General features: G+C 36.8%; 20 protein-coding genes and 1 pseudogene. 20 read left to right on the plus strand and 1 reads right to left on the minus strand.

Translation table 11 applies throughout. The features are described 5' to 3' along the window. From ACODS7_RS26580 to ACODS7_RS26605, 6 genes are all read left to right on the plus strand, one after another. Positions 1-853: beta strand repeat-containing protein (locus ACODS7_RS26580; protein WP_488827973.1), on the plus strand; the 853-nt coding region annotated here is incomplete at its 5' end. Positions 854-1042: 189 nt separating this feature from the next. Next, on the plus strand, positions 1043-1864 hold the full coding sequence (locus tag ACODS7_RS26585) for a beta-keto acid cleavage family enzyme (protein ID WP_243169040.1): 822 nt from the start codon (positions 1043-1045) through the stop codon (positions 1862-1864). Between the two features lie 4 nt (positions 1865-1868). Beyond that, positions 1869-2966 (plus strand): DegT/DnrJ/EryC1/StrS family aminotransferase, encoded by a 1098-nt coding sequence (locus ACODS7_RS26590; protein WP_243169039.1) that lies wholly within the window; start codon positions 1869-1871, stop codon positions 2964-2966. A gap of 44 nt (positions 2967-3010) precedes the next feature. Further along, a complete protein-coding gene (locus ACODS7_RS26595) occupies positions 3011-3955 on the plus strand; it encodes a Gfo/Idh/MocA family protein (protein ID WP_243169038.1) in 945 nt (314 codons plus the stop codon). Beyond that, a complete protein-coding gene (locus ACODS7_RS26600; RefSeq protein ID WP_243169037.1) occupies positions 3945-4736 on the plus strand; it encodes an LbetaH domain-containing protein in 792 nt (263 codons plus the stop codon). Before ACODS7_RS26595 ends, ACODS7_RS26600 begins: the two co-directional genes overlap by 11 nt. Then, the gene (locus ACODS7_RS26605; RefSeq protein ID WP_243169036.1) at positions 4726-5952 is read left to right on the plus strand and encodes a glycosyltransferase family protein; all 1227 of its coding nucleotides are present in this window, start codon (positions 4726-4728) and stop codon (positions 5950-5952) included. The genes ACODS7_RS26600 and ACODS7_RS26605 overlap by 11 nt, the downstream gene beginning before the upstream one ends. A gap of 300 nt (positions 5953-6252) precedes the next feature. Here the strand turns inward: ACODS7_RS26605 and ACODS7_RS26610 are convergent, their stop codons facing one another. Next, positions 6253-7221, minus strand: coding sequence for a Replicase RepFR55 (locus ACODS7_RS26610; RefSeq protein WP_243169035.1), 969 nt, complete (start codon positions 7219-7221; stop codon positions 6253-6255). A 455-nt stretch (positions 7222-7676) separates the two neighbouring features. Here ACODS7_RS26610 and fdhF point away from each other — a divergent pair. The 14 genes and pseudogenes from fdhF to ACODS7_RS26680 all read left to right on the plus strand — a co-directional run. Then, positions 7677-9959, plus strand: a pseudogene (gene fdhF, locus ACODS7_RS26615) (formate dehydrogenase subunit alpha); the annotation flags it as partial. A gap of 12 nt (positions 9960-9971) precedes the next feature. Next, complete coding sequence (locus ACODS7_RS26620) at positions 9972-10454, plus strand: helical membrane plugin domain-containing protein (RefSeq protein WP_000729897.1); 483 nt, start codon at positions 9972-9974, stop codon at positions 10452-10454. Positions 10455-10569: 115 nt separating this feature from the next. Continuing rightward, the gene (locus ACODS7_RS26625; protein WP_000039582.1) at positions 10570-10914 is read left to right on the plus strand and encodes a Na-translocating system protein MpsC family protein; all 345 of its coding nucleotides are present in this window, start codon (positions 10570-10572) and stop codon (positions 10912-10914) included. Between the two features lie 16 nt (positions 10915-10930). Continuing rightward, the gene (gene fdhD, locus ACODS7_RS26630; protein ID WP_088115208.1) at positions 10931-11728 is read left to right on the plus strand and encodes a formate dehydrogenase accessory sulfurtransferase FdhD; all 798 of its coding nucleotides are present in this window, start codon (positions 10931-10933) and stop codon (positions 11726-11728) included. Positions 11729-11744: 16 nt separating this feature from the next. Continuing rightward, the gene (gene moaA, locus ACODS7_RS26635; RefSeq protein ID WP_043936412.1) at positions 11745-12761 is read left to right on the plus strand and encodes a GTP 3',8-cyclase MoaA; all 1017 of its coding nucleotides are present in this window, start codon (positions 11745-11747) and stop codon (positions 12759-12761) included. A 191-nt stretch (positions 12762-12952) separates the two neighbouring features. Next, on the plus strand, positions 12953-13732 hold the full coding sequence (locus ACODS7_RS26640) for a formate channel (RefSeq protein WP_000863998.1): 780 nt from the start codon (positions 12953-12955) through the stop codon (positions 13730-13732). Positions 13733-13756: 24 nt separating this feature from the next. Beyond that, entirely contained in the window at positions 13757-14773 is a 1017-nt protein-coding gene (locus ACODS7_RS26645) for a molybdopterin-synthase adenylyltransferase MoeB (RefSeq protein WP_088115207.1), read from the plus strand. Positions 14774-14790: 17 nt separating this feature from the next. Further along, the gene (locus ACODS7_RS26650; RefSeq protein WP_088115206.1) at positions 14791-16098 is read left to right on the plus strand and encodes a molybdopterin molybdotransferase MoeA; all 1308 of its coding nucleotides are present in this window, start codon (positions 14791-14793) and stop codon (positions 16096-16098) included. Then, positions 16079-16543, plus strand: coding sequence for a molybdopterin synthase catalytic subunit MoaE (gene moaE / locus ACODS7_RS26655; protein ID WP_029443004.1), 465 nt, complete (start codon positions 16079-16081; stop codon positions 16541-16543). The genes ACODS7_RS26650 and moaE overlap by 20 nt, the downstream gene beginning before the upstream one ends. 4 nt (positions 16544-16547) lie before the next feature. Next, positions 16548-16784, plus strand: coding sequence for a molybdopterin converting factor subunit 1 (gene moaD, locus ACODS7_RS26660; RefSeq protein ID WP_088115205.1), 237 nt, complete (start codon positions 16548-16550; stop codon positions 16782-16784). Between the two features lie 72 nt (positions 16785-16856). Beyond that, positions 16857-17906, plus strand: a complete 1050-nt coding sequence (locus ACODS7_RS26665; RefSeq protein ID WP_098629540.1) for a P-loop NTPase — start codon at positions 16857-16859, stop codon at positions 17904-17906. A gap of 15 nt (positions 17907-17921) precedes the next feature. Beyond that, positions 17922-18146, plus strand: a complete 225-nt coding sequence (locus ACODS7_RS26670; RefSeq protein WP_000752378.1) for a hypothetical protein — start codon at positions 17922-17924, stop codon at positions 18144-18146. 42 nt (positions 18147-18188) lie between these two features. Beyond that, a complete protein-coding gene (locus ACODS7_RS26675) occupies positions 18189-18587 on the plus strand; it encodes a hypothetical protein (protein WP_050844402.1) in 399 nt (132 codons plus the stop codon). A 182-nt stretch (positions 18588-18769) separates the two neighbouring features. Beyond that, a complete protein-coding gene (locus tag ACODS7_RS26680; protein ID WP_016080710.1) occupies positions 18770-19018 on the plus strand; it encodes a DUF1294 domain-containing protein in 249 nt (82 codons plus the stop codon). The last annotated feature ends 161 nt before the right edge of the window (positions 19019-19179 follow it).

The following is a 19179-nucleotide window of genomic DNA, read 5'->3' on the forward strand; positions in this document are numbered from 1 at the left end:
AGTAGCTGGAGCAACGGGATCTACCGGAGCAACAGGAAGTGCAGGAGTAGCCGGAACAACAGGTCCAACAGGAAGTGCAGGAGTAGCTGGAGCAACGGGTCCAACGGGCGCGACAGGAAGCGCAGGAGTAGCTGGAGCAACGGGATCTACCGGAGCAACAGGAAGTGCAGGAGTAGCCGGAGCAACGGGTCCAACAGGAAGTACGGGGGCTACTGGAGCAACAGGTCCAACAGGAGAGACGGGTCCAACGGGAAGTACGGGGGCAACAGGAAGCACAGGAATAACAGGAAGCACTGGGCCAACAGGAAGCATAGGAATAACTGGGCCGACGGGAGATACAGGGCCAACAGGAAGCACGGGAGCAACTGGAGTGACAGGTCCAACAGGAGCAACCGGAGCGACAGGCCCAACAGGAGAAACGGGAGCGACCGGAGCAACAGGTCCAACAGGAGATACTGGAGTGTCAGGATCAACGGTAAATAATGCTTCTTTTTATTTGTCGACCACTACTAGCGTAGCTACTAATACAAGTATTCCTTTTAATTCACAAAATACTTTGAATGGTACCGGTATTACTAACAGCTTGGGGTCGATTTCATTAGCAGCTAATACTACTTATTGCATAAATTTTACTTTGGCGGTAGGAGGTGGAGCAGGATTTAATGCTGGTATATTCTTTAATGGAACACTAATCCCTGGCACAACTATCGGTCAGTCTTTTGGGAATAGTACTTCGAATGGCGTGATTTTTACTACTGGATTAGTAGTAGGCACACTGGAAATACGGAATACTGGTGCAACGCAAAATTTTGTTGGAGGAGATTGTAGTGTTAGAATTTTTCAAATAAGTTAAAGTGATGCTAGTCTAAGAACCTGTTTAAAATCTTTTTAATAAAATTGCCACACCTGCCAATAAGCAACTCTGTCTGCTATTTTCAAGTGTTCGTTCACCCTTTTTAACACAGAGTATATCATAGATTCTAAACAGGTTCTAAGAAAGTCTATATAAATCCAGTTTGAGTTTTAGGAGGTGTTTGGAGAAATGAGGAAAATCGGAATATGCGCTGCTATCACTGGTTCAATGACAACAAAAGAAACAATGCCCGGTCTTCCAGTAACTGTGGAGGAAATTGTCCAATGCGCGTATGAATGCTCTGTTGCAGGGGCTGCAATTGTTCATGTCCATGTTCGTGATAAAAATGAAAGACCTTCTTTGGATGCTTTATTATATAAGGAGGTGTTGAACGGAATTCGTGAAAAATGTGATATTTTAGTATGTATTTCTACTTCAAATCATCTTGTCAATATATCGGATAAAGAACGGATCAAGTTAATGGAATTAAAACCGGACTTAGCATCACTAGAAGTGACGTCCCTCAAACGACCTGACGGCGGTATTAGAAACTCGAAAAAATTTGTTGAAGATATCCTTCAAGCTATGGAACAGTGTGGTGTTATACCAGAATTTGAGATATTTAATCCGAAAATGCTAAAAAAAGTATGTCATCTAGTTGAGAGAGGTGTCGTTAAAGAGAATGCTTTTATTCAGTTCGTTATTGGTTCAACCGGTGGGATGAAGCCAGACTATAAAAATATTCAATGGATTCTCGATGCTGTGCCCAAAGGTTTTACTTGGTCTGCTGCTGGTATTGCAGGAATGCAGTTACCTGTAAATTTTATTTCTATTTTAAATGGTTGTGATGTGATTCGGACAGGGATGGAAGACAATCGTTATTTTTTAAAAGGGATTCCGGTGAAAAATAATTTAGAATTTGTAAATAGAGCAGCAACAATGATTCAAATGCTTGGATGCAGCGTAGCTAATTCCTCCGAAATGGCCAAAATATTGGGAGTAAAGGGATGAAAACATGATTAAAATTGCACAGGCGCACATTGGCCAAGAGGAAATTGATGCAGTTAGTACTGTACTGAAAAGCGGTCTATTAGCAAGCGGAGAAAATGTCTTGCAGTTTCAAAGAGAGTTTTCTGAGTATCTGAACCATGGATATTGTATTGCGACTTCTTCCGGGACAACAGCTTTAGAAATTGCCCTTAGGGCTCTTGGGATTAAAGAGGGGGACAAAATCATTACCACAGCGTTCTCATTTATAGCGACATCCAACACAATTATACATGCTGGGGGAATTCCAATTTTTGTGGATATTGATGAAACCACCATGAATATCTCTGCTGAAAGCATTGAACATATTCTTCAAGAGCAAGCAAATATTAAAGCTATTGTAATTGTTCATTTGTTTGGACAAAGTTGTAATATGGAAAAAATCAAAGAAATTACAGACAGATACCAATTACTGCTTATAGAAGATTGTGCACAGGCACATGGAGCAGAATGGGAAGGACGTAAATTAGGGACTTTCGGGGATGCTGGTGCATTCAGCTATTATCCAACAAAGAATATGACAACTGCTGAGGGTGGGATGGTGGTTTTCAAAGATGAAAAGGTAGCGAAAATTGCAGGTCAATTGATTCAGCACGGCATTAAAGAAAGAAATCAATTTGAATTCATCGGATATAATTATCGGATGAATGAGGTTTCGGCTGCAATTGGTTTATGTCAATTAAAGAAGCTGGCACACTTTAATTCATCTAGGAGAGAAAATGCATCTTTTTTTGCTGAAAACATCAACCATTGTAATATTATCAAACCACAGGCAGTTCCTGGAGTAAAGCATGTATATAATCAGTATACATTACGTATTTTGAATGGGAGGAGGGATGCATTTATTGTGTATATGGAAAAGAAGGGGATTGCGACTGCCATTTATTATCCTCATACGATTCCTGAACAAGTCTGTTACAAATCCATAGATTTTCTCCCGAAAGAGTATGATAAAAAGCTCGGAGTTGCAAATGTAATAAAACATCAAGTAGTCTCAATACCTATTCATCCAGGATTAACGCAACGTCAAATAGAGTATATTGTTACTACCATTAACAGTTTTTAAGTATCCGTACTAGAAAATAGTCTCAAGAAAGTTGGTGAAATGTATTGCGGATTGGATTGATTGGATTTGGAAAATGGGGACCGAATATTGCAAAAGAAATAGCATTGAATGAGAAAATGAGGCTTTCTGCAATTTGTGATACCAATGAACATCGAATACAAGTTGCTGAAGGTATCTATGCAAAAAATAATGTCCTTATAACGACAGACTACCGTGCGCTGTTATGCGATAAGATTGATGCAGTCGCAGTAGCTGTAAGAGTGGAGAATAATTTTGAAATTGCAAAAGATATATTGCTTGCTAACAAACACTTATTTATTGAAAAACCATTTGCGATGACATGTGAACACGCACTAGACCTTCAAAATATTGCAAATCAGAAGGGTCTCACGATTCATGTTGACCACATCATGGTTTTTCATTCTGCAATAAACAAAATAAAACCCATCCTGGTGCAATCTGACCGGATGATAAAATTTGAAACAATAAGAAATACGGTGGGGCAGTACTGTGTGCCTGCCGAAATGCTTTGGGATTTGGCAGTTCATGATTTGGCTGTAATGGATTATTTGTCCGATGGTCAAGAGCTTGATGTTTTGGATATAGATTATCATTCAAATGAAATAACTTTAATCGTGGGCTGTGATTCAATCTTAGGATGTATCAAGATGGGGCAAAATGCGAGTGCCAAGAAACGTCATACAAAAATTAGTTTTGGCGATAAAGAAATCCATTTTGACGAATTGGTCGATAGAAAAGTATTCACCATCTACGACAAAGATAAAAGCGGTTATCTATGCAATCCCAGGGATCAAATCTATGATGGACCGAGGGCATTGGCAAATAGTTTAATGCATTTTATGGACTGTGTACAGCGTTTAGGAAAATCAATCTCAGGACCGGAACAAGCAATTCGTTGTTTAAAAGTAATTGAGAAAGCTGATAAAATGATGAAAACGGATAGGAGATGCTGGAAAAGTGATTCATGAAAGCGCGTATATAGGCAAGAACACCAGTATAGGAGAAGGAGTAAGTATCGGTGAATTTTCTATTGTTGATGAGGGAGTACAAATTGGTGATGGAGTAACTATATGTAGCCATACAAAGATTCACGCATCCACTTTCGTTGGAAACGGCACATTCATAGGAAGTTTTTGTTCAATTGGTACCTTACCTAATCTCAAAGGTTTTGACACATCATTCGAATCCGGACTTATTATTGGTTCAAATAATATGATTAATGATCATACAGTCATAGCAAGGTCAAAAGATCTGGGAGGCAATACCATCATTGGTGATTGTAATCATATTGGTCATGGTGCTTACATAGGCCATGATGCAATCATTGGAAAATCGACCGTATTATCGGCCCATGTACGGATTTCAGGGTACACCCGAGTAGATGATTTTGCTCATATTGGAATGTCTGCTTTCACACACCAGTTTACTAACGTGGGGAAATATGTAATGATTGGTGCATTGGCAAAAGTGGCCCGGGACATTCCGCCTTATTTTCTGGTAGATGGTAACCCTGCACTGATTAAAAAAATAAACAAAGTCGGTTTAGAAAGAAAGGGATTCACTGTTGAACAGATTGATCAGCTTGAGTGTATTCTAAAAGCATTTGCAAACAGTTCTTATCCTTCTTTGAATATTCAGGATAGAGCAAAGCTGATGAAACAATTTCAAAAGCATGGAAATGAAATATTTTCAGAGTTGTTGCAGTTTATTGATGATTCAAAAAGAGGGTGCATAAGAATTGATGTATAGCGAGGTCACCAAAAAAATTCTTAATAATTTAAAAAATAAAGATTGCGTGATTTCATTTTGTCATGATGATTATCGGAAGTATGCCGGAGGCGCGCAAAAATACGCATTAGAGCAACAAAAGATGATGAATAATCGTAGCATTTCGTATGTGGCGTTATTTACTGTCATTCATCAGGATGTGAGTAACATCGGACCTAATAATTTGCTTGTTGAAATTGTAATTGATGGTGAAACGGCTTGCTTTTTGGCAGCTTGGCAAGTGGGAGATTGTTTTGGAAAGCTTATGGCTGAAAAAAAAGTTAATCTATTACGCATTTTTCTCAACAGTTTATATAATATGAATATAGAGATGGTTGATAGAATTATCAGCAGAATAAAAGAAACACAAGATATAAAAACTTTTCACATCATGCATGATTATTACTCTATTTGTCGTAATATTTTTTTGTTTTATAATGACGAAGAATTTTGTGGTCCGGCACCTGTCACATCATCCCGATGCTCATCTTGTCGCTATGGAGAAGGCCGCGCAGAGCATTATAATAGTATGAATGAGCTATTTATCAAACATAAAATAATAATTGTGGCACCTTCGGAAAATGGGAAACGCATTTTTTTGCGAATATTTCAGCATCTAGAGAAACAGGTTCGCGTTGTCTCACATCAGAATATGCTGCCAGTAAAGAAACCCATTGTTAGCTATGAAAATAAAAATCGTAGACTCAGAGTCGCATATATTGGCTATCCCTTCAAATATAAAGGTTGGGATTCGTGGGTAAAGTTGAATGGTATTTCCAATAAATTAGATTATGAATTTTATCATTTTTCATCTGTAAATCAATCTTTACCTGAGACGATTTTTGTTAATACCAGTTTTCACAAGGGTTCTAAGAAAGATACAACATCAAGGTTAATAGAACGTGAAATTGATGTTGTTCTTCTGTGGTCAAATTGGTTCGGTAACTATAATTACACTTATTACGAAAGCTTGGCAGCAAACTGTTTTGTTATCACATACAAAGACAGTGGTAATATTGCAGATCAAATAAAGTACTTTAAAAACGGACTCATTTTGGATTCGGTGCAAGAATTGATTGAAGTGTTTAACAATACGGAAAAACTTAAAAATTGCATTGTTACGTACAAAAGTTCGAATGAAATCTACCAAGTAGTTACTAATAATGAACTGGCAGACGAACTTACGGATCTTAACTAAATCTTGTTTAAAAAAATTAAATCTATTAAAAATATTAGAATGTATTTTGGGGTATTCGCTTTTACGCTCATAAGGGATGTGAGATTTGCTCTTATTAAATTTCTTATATAATTCCTTATTCAATCAAACCAGGATTGGGCATGAAAAGTCTCTGGAGTATTTGTCAAACAGATTATTTTAGTTTAAATTCGTATAACTTTATTAAACGATATAAACTTTGAGAGCATGACAAAAAGCCTTGTTAAGCTCAATTTTTTGAACAAGGCTGTAGTTACTGTATTTGATTGTGGGAAATCCAAGTTAATAGTTAGGAGCTATCATCTCATTGAACTTTTTAAAATCAATGGCTATTCTAGATTCCTTATCTTTTTTAGCCTTCTCCGTGCGTATTTTTCTATATGCATGGAGTTTCTTTGTGTACATTGTTATGAAATGGGCAGGCGTACTCACGTCAGCTATATGAAATTGAAACCAACGTACACATTCTTCAAAAGTCTTTCTGACTTCCCAATCTACTTCTGGTGGCATACGTAGAGCGATCGTATACGCATCTTTTTCTGTAATGTTCGTATCTTGCGTGAGGATATACAGGTATAGTTTCTTCTGCGCGTCGCTCATATACTTGTCCATTTCTTGGAAGCGTAATGCTAATGTGCGATCTTCAACAGAATTTGTGTCTGGTACTTCAACATTCATTTCGGCAGTCTCCACAGGCGCGAATAAATCAAATCCATGACAAATAGAAGCTGGGCATGCCTCTTTTGAATCTGTTTCTTTATTGGTGTTCCCACTGACTTTTTTAGATAGAAATTCTGTAAAGGTAGCGAACACATCAATTGTGTACGCCCATTTCTGTTTAAAGTACTCGATAATTTTCAAATAATTCGTATGTAAACTTAAAATATAGATAGACGGCGCAATCTTCCCGTGTCGTCTGGTTTTAATTTGATGGCAAATCTCTAAATCCTCTAGCCATTGAAGAGTCTCATTGATTAGCGGAAGAGAAATTCCAGATTTTTCACTTAAGCGTTTTTGAGATACTTGAGAATATCCTTCTTGCACAAGGTAAGACAATACCACTTCTAACGCTTGGTAGCGGCGTGGTGTTAAGAATTCTTTTGCAGGCATCCCTTCATGCTCGAAAAGAATACAATCGATTTCCTTTATTACTTTTTTGATAGTATGATTGACCCTTCCTTTTGCTAGGTGAGTAAGCTGCGGACTTAATTCCCGTTTTGCTTTGCTGAGTAAGAAATTAGTGAGTAACATGGAACGTACCTCCTAATTTCTTCGTTCTCATATAAAGGGAGTGGGTAAATATAGATGAAGATAGATTATTAGATTTGTACACATAAATAATGAATAAATGAATTATTTTTTTCATAAGGGTTCGTCTCCTCCGGATAGAAAAAAGCAACAGAATGCCACAAAATGTAAGCAAACTGTTGCTAGGAGACCCTTATGTACGGTAAAATGAAGTACATGAAGAGTTACAGCAAGTGTTTGCCTAGTTGTGATAGGCGGACGGTATAAAGGGTGTTGACGCACCCTTTATACACGCTGTGCTCTTTTATTTTTTTATTGGTTTCATTTTGAACTTTTGCGGTAACAAATTGGTCATAAATAACCAGAAATATGTTGCTATTTATAAATTTGGATATAGTGCAAAGTTGCGTAATATAGCCGTTTTATGCGCTTTTAAGAGAATAAGGTTTTGTAATTTATTTATGACGGGATTAAAACCAGATATTCTTGAACCGATGGTAGATTTAATTAAAGAAGTTGAGCCTGGATATAGCGGTATTTTTGCGGTATCAGAAGTGGAAGCGGCCATGCGTGATACTCGTACGAAGAAAACGAAAACAGTATGTACATTTTGTGGTGTAGGTTGTTCGTTTGAAGTGTGGACGAAGGGGCGTAAAATCCTTAAAGTACAGCCATCTTCAGATGCACCAGTTAACGCAATTTCCACTTGTGTAAAAGGGAAATTTGGTTGGGATTTCGTAAATTCTAAAGAACGAATTACAAAACCTTTAATTCGTAAAAATGGAACGTTTGTTGAATCTACATGGGAAGAAGCACTGAATGTAGTTGCAAATAAATTAGGTACTATTAAAGAAGAGTACGGTAAAGGTTCTATCGGATTTATTTCTTCATCTAAAATTACAAATGAAGATAATTATGTAATTCAAAAATTAGCTCGACAAGTATTTGGAACGAATAATATTGATAACTGCTCACGTTATTGCCAATCACCAGCAACGGATGGTTTGTTCCGTACAATTGGTATGGGCGGTGATGCAGGAACGATTAAAGATATTGCGCAATCTGGTCTTGTTATTATTGTAGGATGTAATCCGACAGAAGGTCATCCTGTTTTAGCTACACGTATTAAACGTGCACATAAATTACACGGACAAAAGTTAATTGTAGCTGATCTTCGTAAAACAGAAATGGCAGAGCGATCAGATGTCTTTATTAGTCCAAAACAAGGAACAGATCAAGTTTGGTTAATGGCTGTTACAAAATATATGATTGATCGAGGTTGGCATGATCAGGAATTTATTAATGAGAATGTAAACTTCTTTGAAGATTTCAAAGAAAGTCTAGAAGAATATACACTTGCATATGCAGAAGAAGTAACAGGTATTTCAAAAGAAACACTTATTCAAATGGCTGAAATGATTCGTGATGCAGATGGTACATGTATCCTTTGGGGTATGGGGGTAACGCAAAATACAGGTGGTTCTGATACTTCCGCTGCAATTTCAAACTTACTTCTTGCAACAGGGAACTATCGTCGTCCAGGAGCAGGTGCATACCCACTTCGAGGTCACAATAACGTACAAGGTGCTTGTGATATGGGTACTTTACCAGGATGGCTTCCAGGATATCAGCACGTTACTAACGAAATGGAACGTGCGAAATTTGAAACTGCTTACGGAGTGAAAATTGATAGTGAACCAGGTCTTAATAATATTGAAATGCTTCACGCAATTGACGAAGGAAAAATGAAAGCAATGTATCTTGTCGGAGAAGATATGGCTCTTGTAGATTCTAATGCAAATCATGTACATGAAGTGTTGTCGAGTCTTGATTTCTTCGTTGTGCAAGATGTTTTCCTTTCTAAAACTGCTCAATATGCAGATGTTGTATTACCAGCAGCGCCATCTCTTGAGAAAGAAGGTACTTTCACAAATACAGAGCGCCGTGTCCAAAGATTATATCAAGTTCTTCCTACGCTAGGAGATGCGAAACAAGACTGGTGGATCGTCCAGGAGGTTGCGAATAAACTAGGGGCAAACTGGAATTATAGCCACCCAAGTGAAATCTTTGCTGAAATGGCAAGTTTATCACCATTGTTCTCGCAAGCAAACTATGAGGTGCTTGAAGGATGGAACAGTTTCCATTGGGGAAGTTTTGATGGAACGAATACACCACTTCTGTTCCAAGATGGATTTAACTTCCCAGATAAAAAAGCTCGTTTTGCGATTGCTGACTGGGTACGTCCAGCTGAATTTCCAGCTGAGTTCGACCTTCACATTAACAACGGTCGTATGCTTGAGCATTTCCATGAAGGGAATATGACAAATAAATCAACAGGTATTCAAACGAAAGTACCTGGTGTTTTCGTTGAAATCTCTCCAGACCTTGCAAAAGAACGTGGCGTAAAAACAGGTTCGTTAGTTCGTCTTGTCTCTCCTTTTGGAGCATTAAAATTACGTGCACTCGTTACAGATCGTGTAAAAGCGAATGAGTTATATTTACCGATGAACTCTACAGATAACGAAACGGCAATTAATTTCTTAACAGGTCCTGCTGTGGATGTACGTACGAATACACCTGCGTATAAACAAACGAAAGTGCGTATGGAAGTGTTAGAAGTTGATGGCGAAAATCCGATGCCAAAAGCGAACCCACGCAATAAAAAACGTCACCCTCAAGCTGGAATTGAGGTACATCGTAAGTGGGCACGTCCAGGGTATGTGCATTTAACGGATAAGTAGGAGGAGAAAACTATGGCTGCACCTATAAAAATGATTCAAAAACAAGAATTAACTGAGGAAGAAATAAAACAGCAAAAATTAGATGATTTAAAGGAGCTTTTAACAAATAATGAAGAAGCTCTAAATCAGATGTTTAATATAGTAGGGGAATTAAATGACATTGGAATGCTAGAAGCTGCAAATTCTATGCTGAAAGCGAAAGAACCAATTGCAAAGATTGTTCTAGGTCAAGTAACTCGTGAGCCTGTTACAAATTTAATTAATAATATGATGGGTGCTGCAGGTGCGTTAACTGAACTTGACCCAGAACTTACGAAAAAGCTTATAGGTAGTTTATTAGTCGGGCTAGAAGAAGGTAATGAACATCTAGAAAGTAATAAAAAAGTAGGGGTATTCGATCTTATGAAAGTATTGAAAGACCCAGATATTAACCGTGCTATCGGGTTTGGACTTCATTTCTTAAAAGGTATGGGGAAAGGGTTAAAAGACGAATAAACTTCATGAAGTGAACCTTTCCGCCTAAATATTTGTACGAAATAGTTTGGGCGGAAAGCTCATTTTGGTAAAATATATAATAAAGTAAAATGAGGCTTTTGGGAGGTATGATTGTATGTCAAAAAAAGTACATGAATTTAATGATATGATACGAAAACTTCGAAAAGAACTTTTCGGAAAAGGACCAGAACGAATTCATACTGTTTTTGCAGAAAATATGGCTATAGCGACTCTTTATGGAAACTTAACACCTACTGAAAAATTTATTTCAAGTACGATGGACGGTGCGGAAATGGTTCATATGGCTAGAACGAAAATGATTCAAGAAGTGTATGCTGCGAATTCCCGTGAACATTTGGAGGAACTTGTTGGAGCAAAATTAGTGAATTTGTTTTCAGATATGAAAGTAGAAGAAGATATTGCAGTTTCGGTATTTGTTTTCGATAAAAATATAACGTGAGAGAAGGATACTGATCGTGAAACCGATACAGGTAGAAAGAGAAATCTTTCGTTATGAACAAGGGGCGTTTAAGCATATAGAGGACAGCATTGTAACAGAGTTTCCTGTCACCATTAAAATGAACGGACAGGAGTTTGTTACAATGGTTAGTACTCCAGAATATATAGAAGATATGGTAATAGGATTCTTAGCGTCTGAAGGAATCATTCGGAAGTATGAAGATATTGATAGCATATGGGTGCAGGAGAAAGAAGGATTTGTACATGTAACAACGACAAAAGTAAATCCGTATTATGAGCAAATGCAAAATAAACGATATATTACGTCTTGTTGTGGTATGAGTAGGCAAGGGTTTGTTTTTGCAAATGATGCACTAAGTGCAAAAAAAATGAAGGGTGTCCATGTACAGGTTGCGGCAGAGGATTGTTTTCGGTTAATGAAAGAAATGCAGCAATCTGCGGATACGTTTCATCATACTGGCGGGGTTCATAATGCAGCTTTATGTGATGTGAATGGTATTATTTTAAGCCGAATGGATATTGGTAGGCATAATGCACTAGACAAAATTTACGGTTATTGTTTAAGAAACGATATTTCTATAAAAGATAAAATCATTGTTTTTAGTGGTCGTATTTCTTCGGAAATATTATTGAAAGTTGCAAAAATCGGTTGTGAAATTATACTATCAAAATCAGCTCCAACTGAGTTAGCTTTGCAACTAGCGGAAGATTTAGGTATTACGACAATAGGATTTATTCGTAATCACTCCTTAAATGTATATACGCATCCAGAACGTGTTTTAAATATAAAATAAAAGTGAGGCAATGAAGATGAAATCAGTTACATTAGACAAGTTGCAACGCCCGTTAAAGGATTTACGTATTTCAGTTACTGATCGCTGTAATTTTCGTTGTCGGTATTGTATGCCAGAAGAAATATTTGGTCCTGATTACTCGTTTTTGTCTAATGATAAAATTTTATCTTTTGATGAGATTGAAAGGATAACACGTATTTTTGTTTCTTTAGGTGTAAGAAAGTTACGAATTACGGGCGGAGAACCGTTACTTCGAAGAGGTCTTCCGCAGCTTATTGAGCGCCTTAATAAAATAGATGGTGTGGAGGATATCGGTTTAACAACAAATGGATCGTTACTTAAAAAGTTTGCTCCTGATTTATATAAGGCGGGACTATCACGTGTAACAGTTAGCTTAGATTCCTTGGAAGAAGATCGGTTTTTCTATTTAAATGGTAATAGGAGCAAAGTGCAAAGGGTTCTGGAAGGAATACAGGCTGCTGCTGAAGTTGGTATGAAAATTAAAATAAATATGGTCGTTCAAAAAGGGAAAAATGAACAAGATATTTTGCAGATGGCGCAATACTTTAAAGAAAATAAGCATATTCTTCGGTTTATTGAGTATATGGATGTTGGGAATTATAATGGCTGGGAGTTAGGTGAAGTTATTTCCAAACAAGAAATAGTAGATACGATTCATCAAGTTATGCCGTTAGAACGGATAGAAGCAAATTATTCTGGTGAAGTGGCTACTAGGTATCGTTATATAGGAAGCGATGAGGAAATAGGTATTATTTCATCAGTAACAGATTCTTTTTGCTCATCATGTACGAGAGCTCGTATTTCTGCAGAAGGAAAATTATATACTTGCTTATTTGCTTCTAAAGGAAATGATTTAAGAGAATTGCTTCGTTCTGAACATACAGATGAGGACATTACAGATGTAGTACGCGATATATGGAATAATAGGGAAGATCGTTATTCAGATGAACGCTTAAATCATACAAATAAGAAAACAATACCTAAAATTGAAATGTCACATATCGGTGGTTAATATATAAAGCTAGCTTCATAGTGAAAAATGGAAAATTTACAAGAGTTGTGGATTTTCTATTTTATAGTAAAAGTGATGATTGATATCTCTGTAAAAGATGTGCAGAGAAATTAAGCAGCATTCAAAAACCTTTATTTTGAGGAGGTTTTTTGAAGCTGCTTTTTTATTTGGAGAAAATGGAGGAATGGGTAATGGCATTTCATAAGCCGGAACAAATTGCTGAGCTTGTCATTGAGGCCGGTGTTCAAAAAGTAAGACAGACATTGCCAGCGATGCTTATTCTCGGTTTTTTAGGAGGAGCGTTTATTGCGATAGGTTTTTTACTTAACATTCGAGTTTTAGGGAATTTACCTGAGCGCTGGGGAAGTCTAGTGAATGTTTTAGGAGGAGCAGTATTTCCTGTTGGACTCATGCTCGTAGTATTAGCAGGAGGAGAATTAATTACGGGAAATATGATGTCACTGTCTATGGCGCTTTATGCAAAGAAAATTACATTGATAAGTGTACTGAATAACTGGGTTTGGATTACTCTCATGAATTTTATTGGGGCAATTTTCGTTGCGTATTGCTTTGGGCATCTTGGCGGATTAACAGAGGGAGAGTATTTAAATAAAACGGTAGCGATAGCGGAAGGGAAGTTACATGAATCATTTGGGAGAACTTTAATTTTAGCAATTGGTTGTAATTGGCTCGTTTGTCTTGCTCTTTGGCTCGCTTACGGGACGAGTGATTTTGTCGGAAAAATCATCGGAATTTGGATTCCAATTATGGCATTTGTAGTGATTGGATTTCAGCAAGTAGTAGCAAATATGTTTGTCATTTCCGCTGTTATTTTTGCTGGTCATCTAACGTGGATGGATTTGGCTAAAAATTTTGTTCCTGTTTTTATCGGAAATGTAATTGGAGGAGCTGGGTTTGTTGGTTTTGCTTACTTTGCTTGTTATCAGAAACAACATTCTAATATGAAATAGAGTTCTTGAGAGGAAGGGTATGTAATGGCTGATCGGTATTCACGACAACAATTGTTCAAACCAATTGGGAGTAAAGGACAAGAAAAAATTCGAAATAAACATGTGTTAATTGTAGGGGCAGGCGCATTAGGAAGTGCAAGTGCCGAAAGTTTCGTACGTGCAGGTGTTGGCAAGTTGACGATTATTGATCGTGACTACGTTGAATGGAGTAATTTACAAAGGCAACAATTGTACTCTGAACAAGATGCAAGAGAGAAAATGCCGAAAGCAATTGCTGCAAAAAATCGGTTAGAACAAATTAATTCGGAAGTACAAATACATGCTTTCGTAATGGATGCAACTTCAGAAAATATGGAAGGTCTATTAAAAAATGTAGATGTAATCATTGATGCAACAGATAATTTTGATATTCGATTTGTAATAAATGATTTATCACAAAAACATAATATTCCTTGGGTATATGGTTCTTGCGTTGGATCGTATGGTATGAGTTATACAATTATTCCGCAAGAGACACCGTGTTTACATTGTATGCTGAAAAATATTCCTGTTATAGGTGTGACATGTGATACCGCTGGAATTATTAGCCCGACTGTTCAAATCGTCGCAGCATATCAAGTGGCAGAAGCACTCAAAATTTTAGTGGGAGATTTCTCAGTAATTAGAAAAACATTTTTCATGTTTGATATATGGAGTAATCAAAATCATTTTATAAAATTAGGGAAAATAAAAACAGACACTTGTCTCTCATGCGGTTTGAATCGAACTTATCCTTATTTATCATACGAAAATCAAACGAAAGCAGCTGTTTTATGCGGAAGAAATACAGTTCAAATTAGAACAGTAGACAATAGGAAATACAATTTTGATGATATAGAAAAAGTATTACAAAAACTGGGGAAAGTAGATCGGAATCCGTATTTACTATCTTGCCAATTCGATGATTACCGCGTGGTTGTTTTTCGAGATGGTCGTGTTTTTATTCATGGTACAAATGATATTTCGAAAGCGAAACAACTATATTATCGCGTATTCGGTTAATAGAGAGGGTGTCAACAATGGAAAGAAGAGTGCCAATTACGGTTGAAGAAGCTGTTCGTAAAGTGATGGGATTTGCTGATAAAGGCTTAAAGGAGCTATTACCAATTGAATTAGCTTATGGACGTATATTAGCAGAGGATTTAGTAGCTGACCATGATGTACCGTCATTTAATCGTTCGCCGTATGACGGATTTGCTATTCGAGCAGAAGATACTAATTTAGCAAGTTATGAAACGCCAATTGTATTTGAAGTAGTGGGTGAAATTGGTGCAGGATCGCTATTCCATGAGAAAGTAGGTCCGTTTCAAGCAGTTCGAATTATGACGGGAGCACAAATTCCGAATGGGTGTGATGCGGTTGTTATGTTAGAGCTGACTCGTCAATATGAGAAGAATGGCAACAATTATATGGAAGTGAAGCGATCATTCAAAAAGGACGACAATATTTCTTTTCAAGGTGAAGATGCTCGTAAAGGAACGGTTCTTGCAAAGAAAGGATCGTACATTAATCCAGGTATTTCAGCTCTTCTTGCTACATTCGGTTATAGTGAAGTGCCAGTTGCGAGAAAGCCTGTAATTGGACTGTTAGCGACTGGGAGTGAATTGCTTGATGTCGATGATTCATTACAGCCAGGGAAAATTCGAAACAGTAATACGTATATGATATTGTCTCAAATTCGAAGAGCGGGCGGAAGAGTAAAATATTTTGGAAAGTTTAGTGATGATTTTAATACGTGTTTTACAGCTGTCAAAGAAACGCTTGGGCAAGTAGATATGTTAATTACAACGGGCGGTGTATCAGTAGGAGATTATGATTATTTACCAGCTATTTACGAAAAGTTAGGTGCATCTGTTCTCTTTAATAAAGTTGCAATGCGACCAGGAAGTGTTACGACTGTAGCACAATTAAATGGCAAGTTATTATTTGGTTTATCAGGAAATCCATCAGCTTGTTACGTAGGATTTGAATTATTCGTAAGACCGTGTATTCGGACGTATATGTTTAGTGAAAAAGTACATTTAAAAAGAGAAAAAGCGTTATTAGGAGAAGATTTTCTAAAACCGAATCCATTTACAAGATTTGTACGAGCAAAATTGCAATATGATGAGGGGAAATTAATCGCTTATCCATCAGGGTTTGATAAATCTAGCTCAGTTTCTTCATTGGCAGAATCAAACGCGTTTATCGTATTGCCGGGCGGGACAAGAGGATATAAAAAAGATATGTTTGTTGATGTTCTTTTATTAGAAGATAACGAAGGTAGTGAATGGCCTTGGACATTTCATAAAGTGAGAGGTGGTTTTAATGGGACAAGTGCTATTTGAGATTGTAGATAATCCGATTTTAGTTGAAGAAGTAACGAATAAAGTCGCAAGAAGGGAAGCAGGTGCGATTACAACATTTATTGGTACAGTGAGAGAATTAACAAAAGGAAAACGAACGCTACATTTAGAGTATGAAGCATATAAACCGATGGCAGTAAAACAACTTATGAGAATTGGTGAAGAGATTAGTGAAAGATGGCCGGATGCAAAAGTAGCAATTACGCACCGTGTAGGGCGGCTAGAAATAAAGGATATTGCGGTAGTCATTGCAGTTTCATCACCGCATCGTAAAGTAGCTTATGAAGCGAATGAGTACGCGATTGAACGTATAAAACGAATTGTTCCAATTTGGAAAAAAGAATTTTGGGAAGATGGAACGATGTGGATTGGAGATCAACTTGAAAATACACCATATCCAGAAGGAAAACCAAAGAAGGAAGAATGAGAAAATGATTACAATTTTATTGTTTGCAAATTTGCGTGAGAAAGTTGGATTGGATCAATTAATAATTTCAGAAAAACAAGAAATGACTGTTGGGCAATTAAAAGAATGGTTGAAAGATAGTTATCATTTGCAATCCTTGGATACAGTAATGGTTGCAATTAATGAAGAGTTTGTAACGAATGAAGAGATGATAAAAGCTGGAGATATAGCCGCATTAATCCCGCCCGTTAGCGGAGGGTAATAAGCTTTTTCACCAGATGAAGCGCCAAGAAGATGTTGTATATAAATTAGAATAAGAGAAGGGATGAGTTCTATGCTTACTCAAGAACAAATAATAAATGCATTAAAACATGTAGAGGATCCAGAGTTACACAAAAGTGTTGTAGAATTAAATATGGTTAGAAATGTACAAATGAACGGAACAGAGGTTAAACTTGAAGTAGTACTAACAATCCAAGGTTGTCCATTAAAAGCAAAAATTCAACAAGATATTGAAGAATCACTTCACGCAATTGGTGCCTCTAAAGTGGATATAACATTTGGTTCTATGACGCAAGAAGAACGTGCAGCTTTAACAGAGAATTTAAAGAAAAATACTAGAACAGAAACTGGTATGCCGAGCATGCTTCGCCTTGATTCGGGAGTACGGTTTATTACTGTAACGAGCGGAAAAGGCGGAGTTGGAAAATCAACGGTGACAATTAATCTTGCAACTGCACTAGCTCGTATGGGCAAAAAAGTGGGGATATTAGATGCAGATATATATGGTTTTAGTATTCCAGCTATGATGGAAACGAATAAGAAACCAACGATGATTGATCAAACGGCAATTCCAGTCATTAGTCACGGTGTTAAAATCATGTCGATGGGATTTTTTACAGAAGGAAATAACCCAGTTATGTGGCGCGGACCGATGCTAAATAAATGGATTCAAAATTTCCTTGCGAATACGCACTGGGGAGAATTAGATTATTTATTACTTGATTTACCACCAGGTACAGGAGATGTTGCGATTGATGTTGCAGCGATGATTCCGCAAGCGAAAGAAATAATTGTTACAACTCCGCACAATGTAGCTTCATTCGTTGCTTCAAGAGTCGGTGTAATGGCAAAACATACGAAGCATGAGATTTTAGGTATTGTAGAAAATATGGCTTATTATGAAGAACAAGATGGATTGAAAAATTATCTGTTCGGAAAAGGCGGCGGCGAAATGCTTGCAGAACAATTGCAAACAGAAGTAATTGCCAAGATACCTTTTGCAAAACGTGAAGAAAATAGCGGTTCATCTGTATATGATGAAGATTCTCTTGTTGGAGAAGTGTTTACATCGTTAGCTGAGGATATTATTTATAGAGGATAGAGGGGGAAGTTTAGTATGGCGTGTAACATTGATCATTCTATTGAAGATGTGATGAATAAGCTCGAAAGTCAAAAGAATTCTTTACCTGAAGGGATCTTTAAAGAGTTAAAGAGTTTTTTACAAGGTAATCATTCGCAGAAATTATTAAATGATATTTTTCACCTTCTAAAAAAGTATGATTTAGTCAGTGAGGAAGAACGAGAGACGAGAAACGCACAATTATTGCACATTTTGAATTAAGTACTCTTTGGCTTTAGAATTTTTTCAGAAGGGGTGAATGTGATGGATATGAAAAAGATGATTGAAACGCTAGAAGTAACTAGAGTGACTGACGAGGAATTATCGATTTCGAATTTACATCCAAAGCTTGTGAAGTTGTATAGTCAAAAAGATAGTACAGAGTATACGAAGCTATTAAAATATATTTTATCATTATCCGTGCAGTTGAAGCTGAATCTCGTATTGAAATATTTTGGTGTGCGTCCGATTGTTGCTGCAGACGATCGTATGCAATTTCAAGAGATATTTAAATGCTTAGCTAAGAAAGATGATAATGGGGAATGGTTTCTAAATTTTGTTTCTTTATATGTAGGGCTAATTGTAGTTCTTCATTTTGATGAGAAAGTGATTGAGAGCAGTTTTTTTGATAATATGGTAGTGGGTGAATGTAATGAAATATAAGATTCTGCTCATAACATTTTTCTATTTAAATGCTTTAACTGCGATTTTAGTTGGTTATGTAAATATGAAAGTAACTAATTAAGAAAAAGGAATGAAACTAGTTTGATAAAAAGAGTTCTTCAGTTGTTTCCGTCGTTTTTTCGTGTTACCATTAAGCGAATTTTTCATGAGGAGAGAAAGCGATGAAATGGATTTATTTTCTTATTATTAACGTTATAGCTTTTAGCCTTATGGGGCTTGATAAACGAAAAGCAAAGAAGAAACAGTGGAGAACGCCAGAAAGTACGTTGTTTTTATCAGCGGCAGCTGGGGGAGCAGTTGGAGCTTGGATCGGTATGTATATGTTTCATCATAAAACTCATAAAAAGAAATTTGTTTTCGGCATACCGTTACTTATTGTAATAACGGTATGTTTATTATTCGTTGTATGAGAAATGTCGAAAGAAATGCAGATTGATTATTGGTAAAGTGAGCATGTGAGACCGTATAATGGAGAAAAAAATGAGAAGAGGAGAAAAAGGAAGATGGGGAGTCAATCACATGCCCATCAACTTAAGGATAGACACAATATTAACTTTTGTTCATTTGAACT

The organism is Bacillus sp. FG16 (genome assembly GCF_057809515.1).